This window comes from Peribacillus sp. ACCC06369 (assembly GCF_030348945.1).
Lineage (GTDB): Bacteria > Bacillota > Bacilli > Bacillales > DSM-1321 > Peribacillus.
Map to the genome: position 1 here is coordinate 3,067,672 of NZ_JAUCEN010000002.1, position 17,241 is coordinate 3,084,912.

Annotated in this window: 18 protein-coding genes, 1 pseudogene and 2 riboswitches; of the genes and pseudogenes, 3 read left to right on the forward strand and 16 right to left on the reverse strand. The window is 40.7% G+C overall.

Going from position 1 to position 17,241, the window contains the following annotated elements; genetic code table 11:
- Positions 1-2: 2 nt before the first annotated feature.
- From QUF78_RS15680 to QUF78_RS15710, 7 genes and pseudogenes are all read right to left on the reverse strand, one after another.
- Positions 3-149 (reverse strand): annotated as a pseudogene (locus QUF78_RS15680) (DUF2188 domain-containing protein); the annotation flags it as partial.
- A 65-nt stretch (positions 150-214) separates the two neighbouring features.
- Positions 215-1,141 carry a CobW family GTP-binding protein gene (locus tag QUF78_RS15685; protein WP_289325393.1) on the reverse strand — a complete coding sequence of 309 codons (927 nt, stop codon included), beginning with the start codon at positions 1,139-1,141 and terminating at the stop codon, positions 215-217.
- Positions 1,142-1,264: 123 nt separating this feature from the next.
- Entirely contained in the window at positions 1,265-1,798 is a 534-nt protein-coding gene (locus QUF78_RS15690) for a cupin domain-containing protein (protein ID WP_289325394.1), read from the reverse strand.
- Between the two features lie 14 nt (positions 1,799-1,812).
- Complete coding sequence (locus QUF78_RS15695; RefSeq protein WP_289325395.1) at positions 1,813-2,454, reverse strand: methylthioribulose 1-phosphate dehydratase; 642 nt, start codon at positions 2,452-2,454, stop codon at positions 1,813-1,815.
- Positions 2,451-3,110: a 2-hydroxy-3-keto-5-methylthiopentenyl-1-phosphate phosphatase gene (locus QUF78_RS15700; RefSeq protein WP_289325396.1), complete on the reverse strand. Its 660-nt coding sequence runs from the start codon at positions 3,108-3,110 to the stop codon at positions 2,451-2,453. The genes QUF78_RS15695 and QUF78_RS15700 overlap by 4 nt, the downstream gene beginning before the upstream one ends.
- 6 nt (positions 3,111-3,116) lie before the next feature.
- Positions 3,117-4,349, reverse strand: coding sequence for a 2,3-diketo-5-methylthiopentyl-1-phosphate enolase (mtnW, locus tag QUF78_RS15705; protein ID WP_289325397.1), 1,233 nt, complete (start codon positions 4,347-4,349; stop codon positions 3,117-3,119).
- 106 nt (positions 4,350-4,455) lie between these two features.
- A riboswitch (SAM riboswitch) is annotated at positions 4,456-4,608 on the reverse strand.
- A 124-nt stretch (positions 4,609-4,732) separates the two neighbouring features.
- Complete coding sequence (locus QUF78_RS15710) at positions 4,733-5,905, reverse strand: pyridoxal phosphate-dependent aminotransferase (RefSeq protein ID WP_289325398.1); 1,173 nt, start codon at positions 5,903-5,905, stop codon at positions 4,733-4,735.
- 98 nt (positions 5,906-6,003) lie between these two features.
- On the opposite strand from QUF78_RS15710, the gene QUF78_RS15715 reads away from it, so the two are divergent.
- Positions 6,004-6,402 (forward strand): nitrilase-related carbon-nitrogen hydrolase, encoded by a 399-nt coding sequence (locus QUF78_RS15715; RefSeq protein WP_289325399.1) that lies wholly within the window; start codon positions 6,004-6,006, stop codon positions 6,400-6,402.
- On the opposite strand, the gene QUF78_RS28040 is transcribed toward QUF78_RS15715, so the two are convergent.
- On the reverse strand, positions 6,355-6,597 hold the full coding sequence (locus QUF78_RS28040; protein ID WP_483313850.1) for a hypothetical protein: 243 nt from the start codon (positions 6,595-6,597) through the stop codon (positions 6,355-6,357). The genes QUF78_RS15715 and QUF78_RS28040 overlap by 48 nt on opposite strands.
- A gap of 231 nt (positions 6,598-6,828) precedes the next feature.
- Positions 6,829-6,982: riboswitch (SAM riboswitch) on the forward strand.
- A 78-nt stretch (positions 6,983-7,060) separates the two neighbouring features.
- Between QUF78_RS28040 and mtnK the strand changes: the two genes are divergently transcribed.
- Both mtnK and mtnA read left to right on the forward strand, forming a co-directional pair.
- Positions 7,061-8,263: an S-methyl-5-thioribose kinase gene (mtnK, locus tag QUF78_RS15725; RefSeq protein ID WP_289325400.1), complete on the forward strand. Its 1,203-nt coding sequence runs from the start codon at positions 7,061-7,063 to the stop codon at positions 8,261-8,263.
- Between the two features lie 14 nt (positions 8,264-8,277).
- Positions 8,278-9,324 (forward strand): S-methyl-5-thioribose-1-phosphate isomerase, encoded by a 1,047-nt coding sequence (mtnA, locus tag QUF78_RS15730; RefSeq protein WP_289325401.1) that lies wholly within the window; start codon positions 8,278-8,280, stop codon positions 9,322-9,324.
- Positions 9,325-9,499: 175 nt separating this feature from the next.
- On the opposite strand, the gene QUF78_RS15735 is transcribed toward mtnA, so the two are convergent.
- From QUF78_RS15735 to QUF78_RS15770, 8 genes are all read right to left on the reverse strand, one after another.
- Positions 9,500-10,387, reverse strand: coding sequence for an LCP family protein (locus QUF78_RS15735; protein ID WP_289325402.1), 888 nt, complete (start codon positions 10,385-10,387; stop codon positions 9,500-9,502).
- Positions 10,388-10,504: 117 nt separating this feature from the next.
- Entirely contained in the window at positions 10,505-11,989 is a 1,485-nt protein-coding gene (locus QUF78_RS15740) for a lmo1851 family serine protease (protein ID WP_289325403.1), read from the reverse strand.
- Positions 11,990-12,236: 247 nt separating this feature from the next.
- Positions 12,237-12,941, reverse strand: coding sequence for a purine-nucleoside phosphorylase (deoD, locus tag QUF78_RS15745; protein WP_207440173.1), 705 nt, complete (start codon positions 12,939-12,941; stop codon positions 12,237-12,239).
- Positions 12,942-13,182: 241 nt separating this feature from the next.
- The gene (locus QUF78_RS15750) at positions 13,183-13,353 is read right to left on the reverse strand and encodes a YozD family protein (protein ID WP_064505166.1); all 171 of its coding nucleotides are present in this window, start codon (positions 13,351-13,353) and stop codon (positions 13,183-13,185) included.
- A gap of 179 nt (positions 13,354-13,532) precedes the next feature.
- Entirely contained in the window at positions 13,533-14,240 is a 708-nt protein-coding gene (locus QUF78_RS15755; RefSeq protein ID WP_289325404.1) for a hypothetical protein, read from the reverse strand.
- 175 nt (positions 14,241-14,415) lie between these two features.
- Entirely contained in the window at positions 14,416-16,182 is a 1,767-nt protein-coding gene (locus tag QUF78_RS15760; RefSeq protein ID WP_289325405.1) for an ATP-binding protein, read from the reverse strand.
- Between the two features lie 13 nt (positions 16,183-16,195).
- Positions 16,196-16,438, reverse strand: coding sequence for a YozE family protein (locus QUF78_RS15765; RefSeq protein ID WP_289316053.1), 243 nt, complete (start codon positions 16,436-16,438; stop codon positions 16,196-16,198).
- A gap of 527 nt (positions 16,439-16,965) precedes the next feature.
- A complete protein-coding gene (locus tag QUF78_RS15770; RefSeq protein WP_289325406.1) occupies positions 16,966-17,241 on the reverse strand; it encodes a YokU family protein in 276 nt (91 codons plus the stop codon).

Consider the following 17,241-nt stretch of genomic DNA (forward strand, 5'->3'; position numbering starts at 1 on the left):
ATTTTAGCCCGGTCTATGGCAATTGGAATGGATTTTCCATCCTCATATCCTTCATCCAATAATGCATTTGCGATTTCAATGGCCTTTTCCCTGACATCTTTATCTAGATTCTTCATCGAATTCGGATAATCGTTATTGTTCCATGGCACTAATACCGCCCCCTTGATCAGAAAGTTTCCTATTATGTTTCCCTTCTTTAGTGGGCGATAAACGTTTATTGAGCCGCTTTCGCTTCCAAAGCCTTCAACTGACCGATCATCATTTCCCTATCCAGCTTTTCCCCGATAATGACGATATTCAATGGCATTTTCATCATTTCATTCATGTACATCGGCATTCCATAAGAGTATTGGAATAAATGTGGGTATTGTGAATGTGTAAAGGAAATGTATCCTTTCATTCGATAGACCGTTTCAGGAAGGGCCCTAAGCCAATCTTCAAAGTCAGTTTGTGCAACGGCCCCTTCAAATGTATGGACGACTGCAGTTAAATGCAAATGATCGCGTACATCAAGCTTTTGATGGCCATTACGCCCTTTTCTTTGCATCCTTTGCAACGATATCAAGGAAATGGCTGCATACTCCGTCAATAAACATACAGAATCCGTGTTCAGCGCCTGTATTGAATAAATCAGCTGTGCGGCCTCCATCTCACTAACTAGATCAGCTTTATTCAATAATATGAAATCCGCATGGTGGATTTGCTCAGCAAGCAACTGTCGAAGCTGCGGAGACAGTTCCTCCCGGTCGCGCCACCTTAATAAATCGACGACCGTTATAATCCCTTTATACTCCAGCCTTTTGGCGAAAAGCGGTGACATGATGCCATCCAATACTTCAACTGGATGCGCTGCTCCTGTCGTTTCAATATAAACGGCATCCAGGTCGTTTTCAGTTAGCAATTCATGAAGCTGAACCTCTAGCTTATCCTGAATTGTGCAACAGATGCACCCGTCAAACAACTCTTTCAGTGGCACTTCATCACCGATCAGGCCACTGTCCACCGATACACTTCCGAGTTCATTTAGAAGCACGGCCACTTTTCTACCCGCTTCACTTTCCTGTTTTAAGATATTTCGAAGAAGAGTCGTTTTCCCGCTGCCGAGAAAGCCGCCCAATATGTACACTTCGGTTGTTTTCATTCGTATCTGCTCCTATGATCCGGTTAAATTCGATTCCGTTAAATTTTATCATACTTGTCTTCCTAAAGCACTTGCCTGAACCACATAAAAAAACCAGCCTATAAGCTGGTTTTTCAACAATGATTATGCTTGAACTTCGTCCTTTTCGTAAATCGGCACCCATCCTGCCGCTGTAACGAAAATACGGACAGCGACCGTTTTTCTATCTTCTGCCAGCGTGAAATAATGCCGTGTGGATTCTGGTACACTAATTAGATCTCCTGGATTAAGCCGTACATCAAACCACTGTTTATCGCCGCCTTCAATGGCAAAAATACTCGTTCCGCCTGCTATGAAACGCACTTCATCATCCTCATGGTGGTGTTCCTGCTTAAAGTTTTCAAGCATTTGATCCAAGTTTGGATTTGCATCGGATAATGTAATGATATCGTGCGCTTTATAGCCTCTTCTCTCGGAAATTTCCGCTATCTCCGATTTGAATGTTAAAAGGATTTCCTCCTTGTCAGCATCTGTCAGATCGTATTTTTCCACAAGATGGGCCGGTAATTTCGAAATGTCCCATTGCTCATAGATAACCCCTTGTGTTTCTAAAAAACCTTTTACCTTTTCCCCATTTTCAATAACTTCGTTTGTTTCATGGAATCTGATCGTCGCCATCATTCATTCCTCCTCTATGGATTTTTATATTTTATGGAACCTGCAAATGCCTTTTGTTGATTAAGCAATAGTTGATATTGAAATAAAAATTCGCAAGCTTCAAGTATTCTTTTAGCCCCGAATCCGTTTTTACCCCAAACCGTAATACCATGATTGCGGATCAGCACAGCGCCAGAGTCTTCTTCGACATGTGGTTCGAACTTATCGGATAACAGCGGAATGTCAGCGTGATTATAGACGATAGGAATCCTTAGCTCTGAATCTTCATCCCACCGTCCGGTCGCTTTAATGATTTCATGATTACGAAAAGTAACATGACCTTCATCTCCGTACAATTCGGATATCACATTATTTTCAACTGTATGGACATGGAGTACACAGTTCGCATTGGTTTTCCCGTAAATAACGGTATGAAGCAATGTTTCGGCCGATGGTCTTAACTCCGTTTCTTCAACTGGTTTTCCTTTTAAATCAACCAGTAAAAAGTCCGAATCCGATTGCTTCCTTTTATCCTTACCGCTTGCCGTAATATAAAAGAAAGGACTTTCGGGCTTACGGATGGACAAATTCCCGCTAGTTCCCATAAACCAATCCCTTTCGGCCAATTCAGCCTTAATATCTGCCAACTCCCGCCATTCTTTAGAATGAGTGTTCACGCTTTAACCACCTCCTGCTGTTTTAAAATGTCAATTACATCAAAAAATGTTTCAAATCCTTGATGTGGAATTCCTTCCCTATCGCATTTTTCAAGCAATATGTCACGGGCTATGACAAAATCAGCCTGTTTTGCCGCTTCAAAATCAGTTACTGAATCTCCAATAACGAGTTTAAAATCATCCGCACCCGCAATCCCCCTCATAATGGATGGCTTACAGCAACCACAATCATTTTTACATTGGTCATCACAGGCATGGGGCCACTCAATATAAATTTTTTCCTTATTGAAAAATGCATGGTTGCAATAAACGGACTCTGATGGCAAGATATCATTTAAAAGGGGTGCAATGAAAAAATCCATGCCTCCGCTTACAATATATAAAGGGATGTTGGCTTGTTTCGTATACTCAACGAATTCATAAAACCCTGGACGAATGCCGGCCGACTCACATACATATTGAATGATGTCATCCTTCAAGCCACTATCAAGTAGCGAAAACATATCCCCAACGCCAGAAGATATACTGATTTTTTGCTGAAGGACACCGTCTTTCAACTCTTCCCATTCCGGAGGCGCAAATTTTTTCATGATGGAAATGATATTATCTGTGTTGGTGATCGTTCCGTCGAAATCACAAAAGATGATCGGTTTCATTTTTTCTTACAAGCCTCCCCATAAAACAAGAGCTTTTTTTAGCGTTTCTTCCTCAGCCGCCGCTTCAGATAGGTCCTTTCCTGCTAGAACGGCTTCCACAGCAGAACGGAAAGCCTTGGCCCCACCCTCTGCCCCGTCAGGGTGTCCGTGAATTCCACCTCCGGCATTAATCACACTATCCAGCCCAAAATCCTTGATTAGGTCCGGAACCATGCCCGGATGAATGCCTGCAGAAGGAACAGGGAAGGCTTTTTTCCACGAAGGTTCATCTTTTGTAAGAGCTTCAGCAATCGCCAATGTCTCCTTTTTTTCAAGGGCGACATTTCCATAAGGGGATGGGAATAAGGATAAATCCGCACCTGATAACCTTACTAATTTACCAAGTAATAATGGATAGCCGATCCCATAAAATGATGAAGATGCCAATGCCCCGCTAAAAGCGGGGTGCGCCATGATCGGTAGCCTGATTCGATCATGCTCACTCAAGGCCTGCAATACATCCAAACCATATGTATGAACGTTGAACAATAAAGCATCCGCCCCTGCTTCAGCAGCTTGCTCTGCCTTATCCAATAATTCAAATGTTTTCCCTGATAGATTGACAGCGTATAAAGTTCGGTGACCAGTGGTCTCATAGACTTCATTCAATATTCGTTTTCCAGTTTTTATTCTATCGAAAAATGGAGTCTGTTCCTGGTCGAAGAGAATCTCATCATCTTTAACTAGGTCGACACCTCCTAATGCTTGTCGCTTCAGTTGCTCATTATGGAAGGCTAGGTCCCTTCCTAATACACCTTTAAAGATGCTCATCACCAGGGGCCGGTTATATACGTCAATCTTTTCCCTTATGCCTGCAATGCCAAATTGCGGCCCTGGGAAAGCTTTTTGAATCTCACCGACAAAATCCAAGTCGATAAGTTTTATTTCTCCGTCCAATGAAAGTTTGCCGAAGACCGTCGTGAGGATAGCAGGTAAATCATTGGAGAAATTCCCTGCCGGATAGGCAATCTTAATTAGTGAACGGTACACTTTACGATTAAAATATCTGTTTGCCCTCTCTTCTTCAGATAGTGGTGTCACCGATACGACACGACCCTTATGTTTTTCCAGTTGCTTCTGGACCAAATGGGGCAGGTCCGTCCATGTTCCCACAGTCAATCCTAAGGCAATGCTTTCTGCTTTTTTCTCATGATTTCCATTAAAGTCATGAATTAAATAAGTAGCGACTATCTCGCTCATTTGATCACTCCTATATCACGTTAGTTAAACTCTCGAAGTCATTAACCTGAAATGGTCTCAAAATGGCAAAAGCCCCTTCATAAAGAAGAGGCTTTAAAAAGCCATCTTCTTATCTCCCAGCCATTGGCTGCAAGAATTAGCACCGTGCCTTGTGGATTTCAAGAAAATCCGGCGAAGAATTCCGCCCCATTTTACAATGGAATTACGGTCGGTTGCTGGGCTTCATAGGGCTAGTCCCTCCACCTGCTCAAAATAAGAAAACGCTGATATATAGTTACATTCAAGTATCGAAAGATTAAGAATTTATTTTGTATTCTGACACGTAATCCATACTTTGTCAATAAGTTTTTGTCTATTTAACCGTGGATAAATTGAATCCTCCGTTAAAATAATTTTAATGTACGTATCCGTTCCACAGCCTCTTCAAGCCGTTCTTCCGAAGTCAGAAGCCCTACCCTGACGTAACCTTCGCCAAATTCACCGAATCCATTCCCTGCGGCAACAGCTACGTGGGCATGCGTTAATAGATAGTCTGCAAAACTCTCGGACGTAAAACCTTTTGGTACCTTGAGCCAGGCAAAGAATGATGCTTTAGGAGCTTTGACATCCCAGCCGATTGCCCTCAATCCCTCAATGAAAACATTCCTGCGTCCCTCATACATCTTCACTAACTCCTCTACACAGCTCTGCGAGTCCAGTAACGCGCTTGCCGCTGCTTCCTGTATCGCTGGAAAGAGACTAACATAAAGATGGTCTTGCAATAGTTCAAGAGCTTCTATGACACTTTTATTCCCCACTGCAAAACCGACTCTCCACCCTGCCATATTGAATGTTTTCGATAGAGTGTAAATTTCTATCCCTACATCCTTCGCTCCTTCTGCCTGGAGAAAGCTTATCGGTTTTTTTCCGTCGAATCCTATCGCCCCATATGCGAAATCGTGGACCACGCAAATCGAATGCTCTTTTGCAAAGGAGACGGTTTCATCAAAGAAACTTTCAGTTGCAGAAGCACCTGTGGGATTATTCGGATAGTTCAAAAACATCATTTTGGCTTTAACTAGCACTTCTTTATGTATGTCATTGTATTTCGGAAGAAAATCATTTTCTTCTGTCAAGGGCATCAGTTCGGTCTTTGCCTGTGCTAAAACGACACCGGAAAGATAATCCGGATAGCCGGGGTCTGGAACAAGGATCGTATCACCTGGATTCAATAAACACTGCGGCAGTTCGACAAGACCTGCCTTTCCCCCGAAGAGAATCGCCACTTCACTATTCGGATCCAGCTTGACACCATATTCACGTTCATAAAAGACGGCAGCAGCATCTTTTAAATATTGATGTCCCCGAAACGGCGAATATTTATGATTAATCGTTTTTTCAGCGGCAACCTGCAAACTTTTCACGATATGTTCAGGCGTCGGTTGATCAGGGTTTCCCTGGCCTAAATTAATGACATCATGACCTTGCGCCGTAATCGCATTGACTTTTGCGACTAGAGAGGCAAAAAATTGCTTGGGCAGTTTTTGAAGTTGTCTGGATTTTTCGAATTGCAACATTTATACACCTTCTCTGAAATTTCTTGAAATTCTAGTCACAAATGATATATGTTTATCATAGTCTTGTAAAGCATTTTTTACATGTGGGGTTTTTAACGATGAAGTGGAAGATTGCCTGCATTCAAATGGATATTGCCTTCGGGCAACCAGATATCAATTTTCAGGTTGCAGAACAATGGATGGAAAAAGCAGCAATGTCCAAACCCGATATGGTTATTTTACCAGAGCTTCGGACAACAGGATACGACTTGACCAGGTTAAATGAGATTGCTGATGAAGAAGCAGAAAAAACGATTGAATGTTTAAAAGATCAGGCAAAGAAACACCAGTTTCACATAATTGGGGGTTCCGTTGCCAAAAGAGCAAGCAAGGGCATCTATAACAACATGATCATCATCAATAAGCATGGAAATCTCATTAAACAATATGATAAGCTTCACTTATTTCAGTTAATGGATGAACATCATTTCCTGCAGCCAGGTGAAAAAGATGGTTAATTTACTCTTGATGAAAAAATATGTGCTGGATTCATTTGTTATGACATTCGTTTTCCTGAATGGCAGCGAGCCCATACCGTTCAAGGCGCCGAAGTTCCGTGCTTTTGTAACTTTATTGAAGTCCAAGGTGCCTGTCAAGAGTTCGTTTGCTTCTCCGGATTCACCTATGATATTCCCCCATGGATCAATAATCAAGGAATATTATTGACATCCGAACCTGAACGGTTAACGGCTACAACATATGATTGGTTCTCAATGGCACGGCTAATCAATAAGGCTCTCCAGTGATCGAGTCTGGGCTTTGGCCATGAACAAAATACCCGTATTCGAAGATAGTCGGCCGGATTATTATTAATTTCCCCATTGACAAACTATTTAAAAAGTTGATATTATTTTCCCGAAGATTAAAATTTCAGAAAACATATACTCTTATCAAGAGCAGGCTGAGGGATAAAGGCCCTATGAAGCCCAGCAACCGACTGTAATACCATTGTGAAATGGGGCGGATTCACCGCCGGATTATAAAATCCACAGAGCACGGTGCTAATTCCACCAGAATTCATTTTCTGGAAGATAAGAGGTCCGAAGCCAAAACTTCTGCCTCTTTCTATATGAAAGAGGCTTTTTTATTCTTATTTTGAATCTGGAGGGGAAAAGAATGACTCAAAACCATTCAAATTTTAAGAGATTGACAAACGAAACTGCTATAACCCTTGCAAAAAAACTTGGGTTGGTCAATGCGGATGCAAGTTTAAACTGTAAAGAAATCGGCGATGGAAATTTAAATTATGTTTTTCATATTACAGACACAGTCACAAACAAAGGAATAATAATCAAACAAGCTGTCCCTTATGCCAAGGTACTTGGTGAAAGCTGGCCACTGACATTGAAAAGGGCATCCATTGAAGCGAATGCACTGATTCATTTCAGAAGCTATTGCCCCGAATTCGTACCGCAAGTCTATTATTCGGATGAACAGCTTGCCATCACAGTCATGGAAGATTTATCGCACTTGAAAATCGTTAGAAAAGGCTTGATCGATGGCGATCAATATCCATTGCTTTCACAGCATATTGGTGAATATGTAGCGAAGACGGCATTTTATACATCAGATTATCATTTAGAACCATCCGCGAAAAAGGAAGTGGCCCGACATTTCACGAATCCGGAACTCTGCAAAATCACTGAGGTCTTTATTTTCACGGATCCATTTTTTGAGGAACTTCCGGGAGATTTCGAGCTGGAATTGACTGATGCCGCCAAAAATATTTGGAATGATCAAGAAGTGATACTTGAGGTCGCTAAGCTGAAACAAAGCTTTGAAACCGAGCAGGAAGCCTTGCTTCATGGAGATTTACATACTGGAAGTATTTTTGCAAGTGAAACTGAAACAAAGGTTATTGATCCGGAATTCGCTTTTTATGGGCCCGTTGGTTTTGACCTTGGTCAATACACCGCCAACCTTCTCTTTCAGGCAATTACACGAAATGGCGCTGGAAAGGAAGAGATTTTCTCACACCTTCATGAATTTTGGAATGCCTTTGAAGAAACTTATACCGAATTATGGGAAGGCCAAAATAAAAGCCCATTCCGCCATGTGAAAGGTTATCTGCCTTATTTACTGACAAAATTCAAAAAAGATGCATTCGGTTTTGCCGGCTGTGAACTGATTCGACGAACCATTGGCCTTTCCCATGTTGCCGATTTAAACGTCATTGAAAATAAAGATACAAGGATCGCTGCCAAAACGGCAACATTGGAAATTGGTGCATTTTTAATTAAAAAACGGGAAGAATTGGATGTTCCAGCTGTCATTGAAGCGTTGAAGCAACGTACACTGCCATCTTATTCAACCCTTTAAAAGGAGACCTGCACATGACTACACTAGCACCCTTACCATATTCGGTACAATGGGATGATACCCATATTACATTATTAAATCAACAAGCCCTTCCTTCCATAACAGAATTTATTGAACTTCATTCTGTTGATGATGTATATGACAGCATATTGACATTAAAAGTTCGTGGTGCCCCAGCAATTGGACTGACGGCTGCATTTGGTGTTGCACTTGGTGCCAAACAGGAAACAACCGCTGAATTAGGGGAATTCAAGAAAAATGTAACGAGGCATATTGAAAAACTTGCTTCTTCACGGCCAACTGCAGTCAACCTTTTTTGGGCGTTAAGGAGGATGGAGAATACGTTGAAAACAGCGCAAAGCATTTCAGCTGCCAAGGAAGCACTTGTATCGGAGGCCCAAGCCATCTTTGCTGATGATGAAGAAATGTGCAGGAAAATCGGAGAACATGGTTTATCCTTATTCGCTAAAGGAGATTCCATCCTAACGCATTGCAACGCTGGAGGGATTGCCACAGCCCGTTATGGAACAGCACTGGCTCCCTTCCACCTGGCTAAAGAAAGGGACTTTCCGCTAAAAGTGTACGCTTGTGAAACCAGGCCTGTCCTGCAAGGGGCGCGTTTGACGGCTTGGGAATTGATGCGAGCGGGGGTTGACGTCACCTTAATTTCTGATAATATGGCCGCCCATACGATTCACCAGAAACGAATAAATGGAATTATAGTCGGGGCCGACAGGATTGCGGCTAATGGAGATACAGCCAATAAAATCGGGACATTGGGATTAGCCATATTAGCCAAGCACTTTGGTATCCCTTTTTATGTGGCGGCTCCATCAAGCACCTTCGACCTCTCTATCCAATCCGGCACATCCATCCCGATCGAAGAACGGCATGAAGCGGAAATCACTTTTATTCAAGGTGTAAGGATTGCCCCGGAAAACGTGAAGACTTTCAATCCAGCCTTTGATGTTACACCGAATCATCTAATTACAGGCATCATTACAGAAAACGGCATCATAACACCGGATTTCATCAAAAACATTCCTGATTTCGTTAAATGATCCAAGTTTTATTGGTGATAAAAAAACGAGAAGGATTTCGTATCCGTCTCGTTTTTTAATGAAGATCAATTATGATTATTCTTACGAGGTCTATTATGCAATAATCTAAGTGATTCGAATCTATTCACTAATTAAATCCCGTGTTTTCGATAACAAATGATATTAGACATTCTTATTATTTTGAAAAGAACTCCTGAAGTGCTTTCTTATTTTTAGTGTAGTCCATTTCCAAAACGGCTCCAGACTGGGGATATATTTCATCTCTAAAACTTCCTTCCACTGGAATCCTTAAGGTTTCAACGGTTTCCGGTGTATGGAAGACGGCTTTTGGACCCATTTCCATTATCGTTTTCAGCCCAATATCTGTATCCAAATACGAGAGCCCTTGTTCTATTATACTAGGAAGCGCTGCCATCCCTTCGAAGGTTGAGATTTGATTTATAAACGCTGTTTTTAATTGAACCATTACTTCTTGTTGACGTTCAACCCTTCCAAAATCACTTTCATCATCATGTCTAAAACGGACATATTTCAATATTTCCTCACCATGTAAAACATTTTTGCCAGTGCTTGCTTGAATGCTCATATCATCAATAATTTCTTGATCCACATCCACCGCTACTCCTTCAGGGGCAAGCAAGTCGACCATCTTCACAAATCCCTGAAAGTCAATTACTGCCACATGATCGACCTTGACATCAAAGTTTTCCTGTATCGTTTTCTTGAGCAGTTCCCTTCCGCCATAATAATAAGCGGCATTTATTTTGTTATATCCTGGTTTATACCCAGGGATTTTTACATAACTATCACGCATGATTGAAGCCAGCTTCAGTTTCTCCTGCTCAGGAAAGTATTTTGCCAGTATAATCGCATCTGATCGAGATTTTTCCTCTCCCCTGGTATCAACACCAATAAACAGAAATGTTTTCACGCTTTCCTCGTTCTCTTCTTCGGTTAGTTTTTTTTCCGTACCTGCATTTCCATTTTGTTTGGGTAAAGGGGCATAGGTGCAGCCTGCCAGAATCAAGATCAATAGATATATGAACAGTACCTTTTCTTTCATTACCTCACCTCATCGGAAATTTACCCATATTTTCTGCCTAATATTGGAATCGTATGCATTAAACGACAAAAAAGCCTGCCAACGATAATCGTTGGCAGGCTTTTCGGGCAAAATCATTTATTTGATTTCTTTCTTTAATACTTCTACTGCTTTTTTAACTTGAGTGTCGTTTTTAAGGATTTTCTCCCGGATGACCTGCATCAATTTAACGGTAGTATCGTCTTTTATAGTGCCGGTTTCTTTAATTTTTTGTTCCCTTTGGAATGCTGTTACCGCATTTTTTGTTGCTTCATCAAAGAATCCATCTATCTTCCCTGGATCATGTCCTGCTTCCTTCAACATCTCTTCAGCAGCTTTCACTTCACTTGAAGAATCCGATGCTTTCAATTCCTTATCAGGCGAAATGTACGGAAGGTTGGCATAATCAGGAAGCTTCACATTAATATCAGGCTTGATCCCTTTTTTATGAATCCAATTGCCTTCAGGCGTCAACCATTTAGCTGCCGTGTATTTGAAGTTGGATCCGTCTTCAAAGTCTTGGGCAGTCTGAACGGTCCCTTTGCCAAATGATTTGACACCAATCAAAGGAATGTCTGCTGATTCACTGACAGCCGCTGCAACAATTTCAGAAGCGCTGGCACTTCCATCATCAATCAACACGACTACCGGGATCTTCAGCTCTCCATCATTCTTCGATTTATAGACATCTTTTTTCCCGCTTCGTTCCTCAACTTGAAGGACCACTTCCCCATTAGGTATGAACAGGCTTGCCATTTCTATTGCTTGGTCAAGCAGTCCCCCTGGGTTTCCACGCAAATCCAATACCAGACCCTTCATATCCTTCTTCGACATTTCTTCAAGCGCCGTTTTCAGCTCTTGAACTGTATGTTCGGAAAAACTGGTCACTTGGATTTTTGCAACTCCATCATCAAGCATTTCCGCATAGACTGTTTCAATCGGAATTGTGTCACGTTTAATGGTGAGTTCAATCGGTTCCGATTCACCAGCTCTTGAGATGGATAAATTCACTTTCGTTCCCTTTTCGCCCCTGATTTTCAGGACAGCTTCAGAAGAGCTCAGTCCTTCAACGCTTTTACTGTCGACACTTAAAATGATGTCATTCGGTTTTACACCCGCTTTTTCGGCTGGTGACCCTTTTATCGGTGAGACGACCATGATTTTTCCATCCTGTTCCTGAATTTCAGCACCGATTCCTTCAAAAGATGAAGAGATGCTCTCATGGAAACTCGATGCTTCCTTCTTATCCATATAGGCAGAGTAGGGGTCATCCAATGATTTGATCATTCCATTAATTGCCCCGTCAACCAGCTTGTCTTGATCAATCTCTTCATAATAGTTATCTTTTATCGTATCGTATGTAGAATACAGCTTTTCAAATTCCGAATGTTTATCCGGTGCTATTGACTCTACTTTTTCATTTCCAAAGGTCAAGGCTATTGTAGTAATCCCTGCAGTTAGAAATATGACTAGGAAAATCCCCATAATGAACGTAAACTTCTTTATTTTAATGAATTTCCCTGCCTCTTTTGGCTGTTGTTGATTTTCTTCTTCCACTGAAGCCTCACCACTTTCATTCTTCATGACGATATAAACGGTTTCTTTCTATTTTATCAGTTTTCATGCCAATCGAAAAATAATAGTTATCAAAAATAACAACTTACTGATCATATGTATTTTTTAACCCTTCGCAAACGTTAAATCTAGGGTACCCCTTAAGGCGAGACATTACAAAAATGCGGATACCAAGGAATAAATGAGCCTGTATCCCACCCTTCATTATACAGCATCATTTATTCCTGGTCACCCGCCTGTCATTAACATCCAATTATCAGTCTTGGATAGCTGCTTCCAATGCCACTTCAACCATTTCGTTAAAAGTTGACTGGCGCTCATCCGACGTCGTTTCCTCACCGGTTAAAATGTGATCGGAAATGGTTAATACTGATAAAGCTTGGCGTCCAAATTTAGCAGCAAGCGTGTATAGGGCCGCTGATTCCATTTCTATCGCAAGGATTTGGTATTTTGCCCATTTTTCCAATTCACTATTATCGTTATAAAACTGATCGGCCGTAAATACATTCCCGACCTTCAATTGCAAGCCCTTAGCCGTGCCCGCGTCATAAGCTTTTCTTAGTAATTCGAAATCCGCGGTTGGAGCAAAGTCCACCCCGCCGAAAGTCATGCGGTTCATTTGCGAGTCGGTGGAAGCACTCATTGCAAGGATTACATCCCTGACCTTTACGTCTTTTTGGATGGCTCCTGCAGTTCCAACGCGAATCAGCTTCTGAACATTATAGCTATTCATCAATTCATTTACGTAGATGGAAATGGATGGAACACCCATGCCTGTGCCTTGGACGGAAATTCTTTTCCCTTTATATGTCCCTGTGTATCCAAACATATTCCGAACTTCATTGTAAAGTTTTGCATCCTCTAAAAATGTTTCAGCAATATATTTTGCACGCAATGGGTCTCCAGGTAGTAAGACCGTTTCTGCAATTTCATTTTCTTTTGCACCAATATGTACGCTCATACAACTATTTCCTCCTTAACTTGTGGTTGGAATGATATACAAAAACTACTATACCATATCAACCACAAGTTAGGAAAATTGAACCTTATCCAATAACCAACCTGATTAGGAAACTGGAAATCGTGAAAAGACTTTTGGCACCCCTCCTCAGAACCGCAAACAAAACGGCGGAGGCCCGCCGTCTTTTTTTAATTGTTTTTAAAATTAAGGGAAAGGAAGCTGGTAACCGTCTTATGACTGGTTACTCATCGACTTCTTCATCAATTATGCATTTTTCAAGAAGATATTCGAATGTGATGTCAGCAAGATCTTCAACTTCAGCTTCTGTTGGAAGATAGCCCCGTCTTATCAATTCTTGAAAAAAGAATTCCGCTATCTCTTCTGTATCAATAAAAACCTCAATTTCTCGCAAATCATCGCCCCCTTATTTAAAGGTCTATGAATGTGTAGAGACAAATATGCCAGTAAGGCATCCCTTAATGGAAAATCATATGAAGGGCCTATATTTACCATGTTCCATTGGTGGCCAATTTGAATGGTAGCTTTTTTAGGTAATTTGGAAATTGCCCTTTAAAAGTTTGGGATACCTTTTCACTTCGTTTGCTTCTTTTTATGATCTGGATAAATTTCCTCTGCAGCTTTTTCAATTTTAGCAAGGGCGATCTTCATGATATGACGATATTCATCATCGCCAAAATGTTCGTAGAGCTTACAATAATCATTATATAAATCCAACAGTCCATCAATCATTTCCTTTTTTTCATTTTTTGTCATTGTCATTTCTCGCTCACCTTTACCAGGGTTGTATTGTTTAGCAATGATAGCAAGCTCATTATTCTTTTTAGGAAGGAGCAGGCCCAACTTTTTAATGATCCCATCTGCACGTTTAGCATCGGCTATCAGAGTCAGTTCTTCTTCATGCGCTTCAAGCCATTCACCATCCGAAATTCTTGATAACTCATAGATTACATCCTCCCAGGCATTTTCCTTATAGCGCCAAATTTCCGTTCGATAGCCGATAATCTTGAAATAATCCTGTTCATATCCATCCACCTGGACCAAGTCACCTAATAAATATTTATATTCAATGTCGATTTGTTCTTTTGGATAAAGGATTTCTCCTTCGTATTCATTTATCGATTGCAATGTTTTTTCAATATAAAGACCTTCACTATAGTTCACTTCATACACATAAGCACCATCGAGAAATTTAACATCGGTTATATTCCCGACTGTCCCATACATTGTTATTACGACTGTATCGCCTAATTTAAATTTCGGCTGTTTTTTTTTGCCCATAAGAGACATCCCCCAATATGGTCCTTATCGTTTGATTAGTAAATTATATGCATAAACAAACATGGAGGTTAATGGAAATGAGAGGGCATTTTACTCATTTAGATAAGGAACTTGCCCATTTATTAAAGGGCAACGAAAAACCTTGTTCCTCATTTATCTACAACCAAAAACCGTCTCATTTAATGAGACGGTTCGCAGTAGGGATAATGAGCGTCACTTTCGTTCCTTCGTCATGTACACTCTCAATTTGAAATTTTCCTTTTAATTCCTCCATTATCTGAATGCAGGTCGCTACACCTAGGCCGTTTCCATCTTGTTTAGTGGTATAAAAGGGCATGCCGATATTTTTTAAATTCTCGGGACTGATGCCTTTTCCATCATCTCTGATCATCAATTTTACATATTGGGAAACGGCAGTCAGATCCAGTTCAATCTGCCCTCTTGCTTCGATGGCTTCACAAGAATTATTCAGGACATTCAAGAGAACCTGCCTTAACCGGTTCCTGTCTGAAAAAACAATGACGGATTGTGTCACTCCATTCATTATTCTTACGTGAGAACTCGGATTTGAAGAAGTATATGTATCTATCATTTCATCAAGGAAATCCTTTAAATCCATTTTCTCCCATTCCAGTTGATGGGGTTTTGCCAAATCAAGAAGTTGAGTCACGAATACATTCACCCGATCCACTTCATGAAGCATGACATCACTATATTTTTCTATTAGTGTTTTATCATGATCCTGACTCTTCAATAGTTGGAAAAAGCCCTTTATTGTCGTCAGCGGGTTCCTGATTTCATGCGCGACCCCGGCTGCAAGCTGGCCAACATATTTCAATTTTTCCGTACGGACGATTTCCTTCTCACGATCTTCTATCGTTTCCATCATTCTTAGAAAGGCAAGATTCAATTTTTCCATTTCCTCGAAGCTTCTTTTATTGGAAAAGACGAATTCCTTTCCTTCAATGAAATCCTCCGTTGCTTCGACAAGATCTTGAACTGGCCGCACAAGAGTCTTTGTAAGTAAATAGACAGCCAGAATGATAGAAACAAATACGATGCTGTAGATGGTCAGATACCGTGATAAAAGGTCATTCAAAGGCTGAAACACCTGATTCTTATCTGCACCCACAACAACAAACCACGTATTCTCCGTTTCCGCTATCGTATGGATAGGCTGGATAGAATATATTTTTTCCCCATTCTCTGCACTGTACAATTCATCCGATAACGAAGCCTCCATCAGCTTTTCTTTCGTTAATCCAATTTCCTCCAAGGCTGAATCCTGCATGATGCCATGTGGGTCTTTTTTCGAAATCATGATACCTTCTTGATTAAGAATGAAAAAGTTCACTGGATATTTATCACTAATGTCATTAGCCTTTTTCTCCATCATCTCCCAGAGCCCTTCCAATCTGAAAGCTGGAGATACGACACCGATTATTTTTCCTGTATTATCATATACCGGCGCACTTAGAGATATTATGGGTTCTGAGTAAGCTCGGGTTTTGTATACGTCAGAAAGGAATTCATGACCTTCCATGGCCTCTTTAAACCATATTCTCTTTGCGAGGTTATCCCCGATCATTTTATTGGAGGTATCCGCAATGACCTTTCCTTCCATATTCAAATGCAAAACACCGTAATAACTTCCTTTTGCATCGATAAACTTTTTTAGTTCAACTGACTTCTCTTCCTTTGAAGAGCCGGGATTTATGATTACCGAATTTGCACTCATTAACTTCACATCACTGATGCGTTCGTTCAAATAGCTATATGTTTCATTTACAATATTCAGTGAACCTGCATTCAAGGCATTTTTAGCTTCCTTTTCCAGCAGGGAGCGCTGTGATCCATAGGATATGATCCCCAATATCAGAACAGGAACACTTGCTATAAGTAAAGAATAAAGCAAAATTCGGGTTTGAAGGCTTTTAAGCATCCTTCCGATCCCCCTATTCCTGATCTCCCAATAGGAGTCCTTCTTCTATTTGGACATATTGTTCCCACGCTTGATCGAATACTGACATACTTTCGAGATAATCTGCATTCAATTCCAAATAACTGCTCAGTTCATTATAATCAGTCGATTGTTTTGGGAAGCCATGATCCTGATAGGCATGATTCGCAAATTTAGTGATTGCATCAATTTCCTTTGGTTGTCGAAATTTCATTAAATATAAATAAAATGGTCTCATGGTGTCGAGCCCCCCTAAAAATAACTATGATTCCTGCTTTAATATATCGGAAACTTTCTCTTCCGTCCACTTTTTTAAAATAATTTGGTTTTTTCTTCCTCATTTTATTGAAATCCACCATTTTTCAGCACGAACCGCATTTGATAATAGAATACGGAACTTCAATAAAAATATCGTTCTCATTCCCAAATTGATTCAATCCTTTTAAAGGCGGGAAATATTTTTTCACACTTACGTTCTTTATTCTTTAAGTGATCGATCAAATGAATCGAATCGCTACAAGTTTAACCTAGAGCTTCAATCAAATGCTTGCAAGTACCCTTACCTTATATACACACGAGCATGGTCAGTCATGCCGTATGAAGGGTGGCGGAATTACTCTAACATTCAAATACCCGATGGCCTATAATTCTTGTGAATGGGAAAAACCCCCTACATCTAAGATAGAATAGTGATTTACACTGTTCTGCCTAAAATGAGGGGATTCATTCATTCATTAATAAATGGAAACGTCATGTACCATTCCGCTAAAAGTCAAAGTAGTTGCGTTTCAACAGCTTTTTCATGTTCATTAGCTCACTGTACTTCGTTTGTTTTTCAAGCTGTTTCGAATCAATTAAAAATAGTTGATTTTCAATTCCCTTAACTATTTCATCACTTTGAAAAAGAGCATCGCAATTCTCACAATGAGATGAAGGGGTTTCCGTAATTTCCACCGCCCTCGTACCATCCGGCAGTTCCCAATACACCGTCCCCTTTACCGATGTAAGCTTCCCTTTCTCACACCATGGACACGTCTCCAT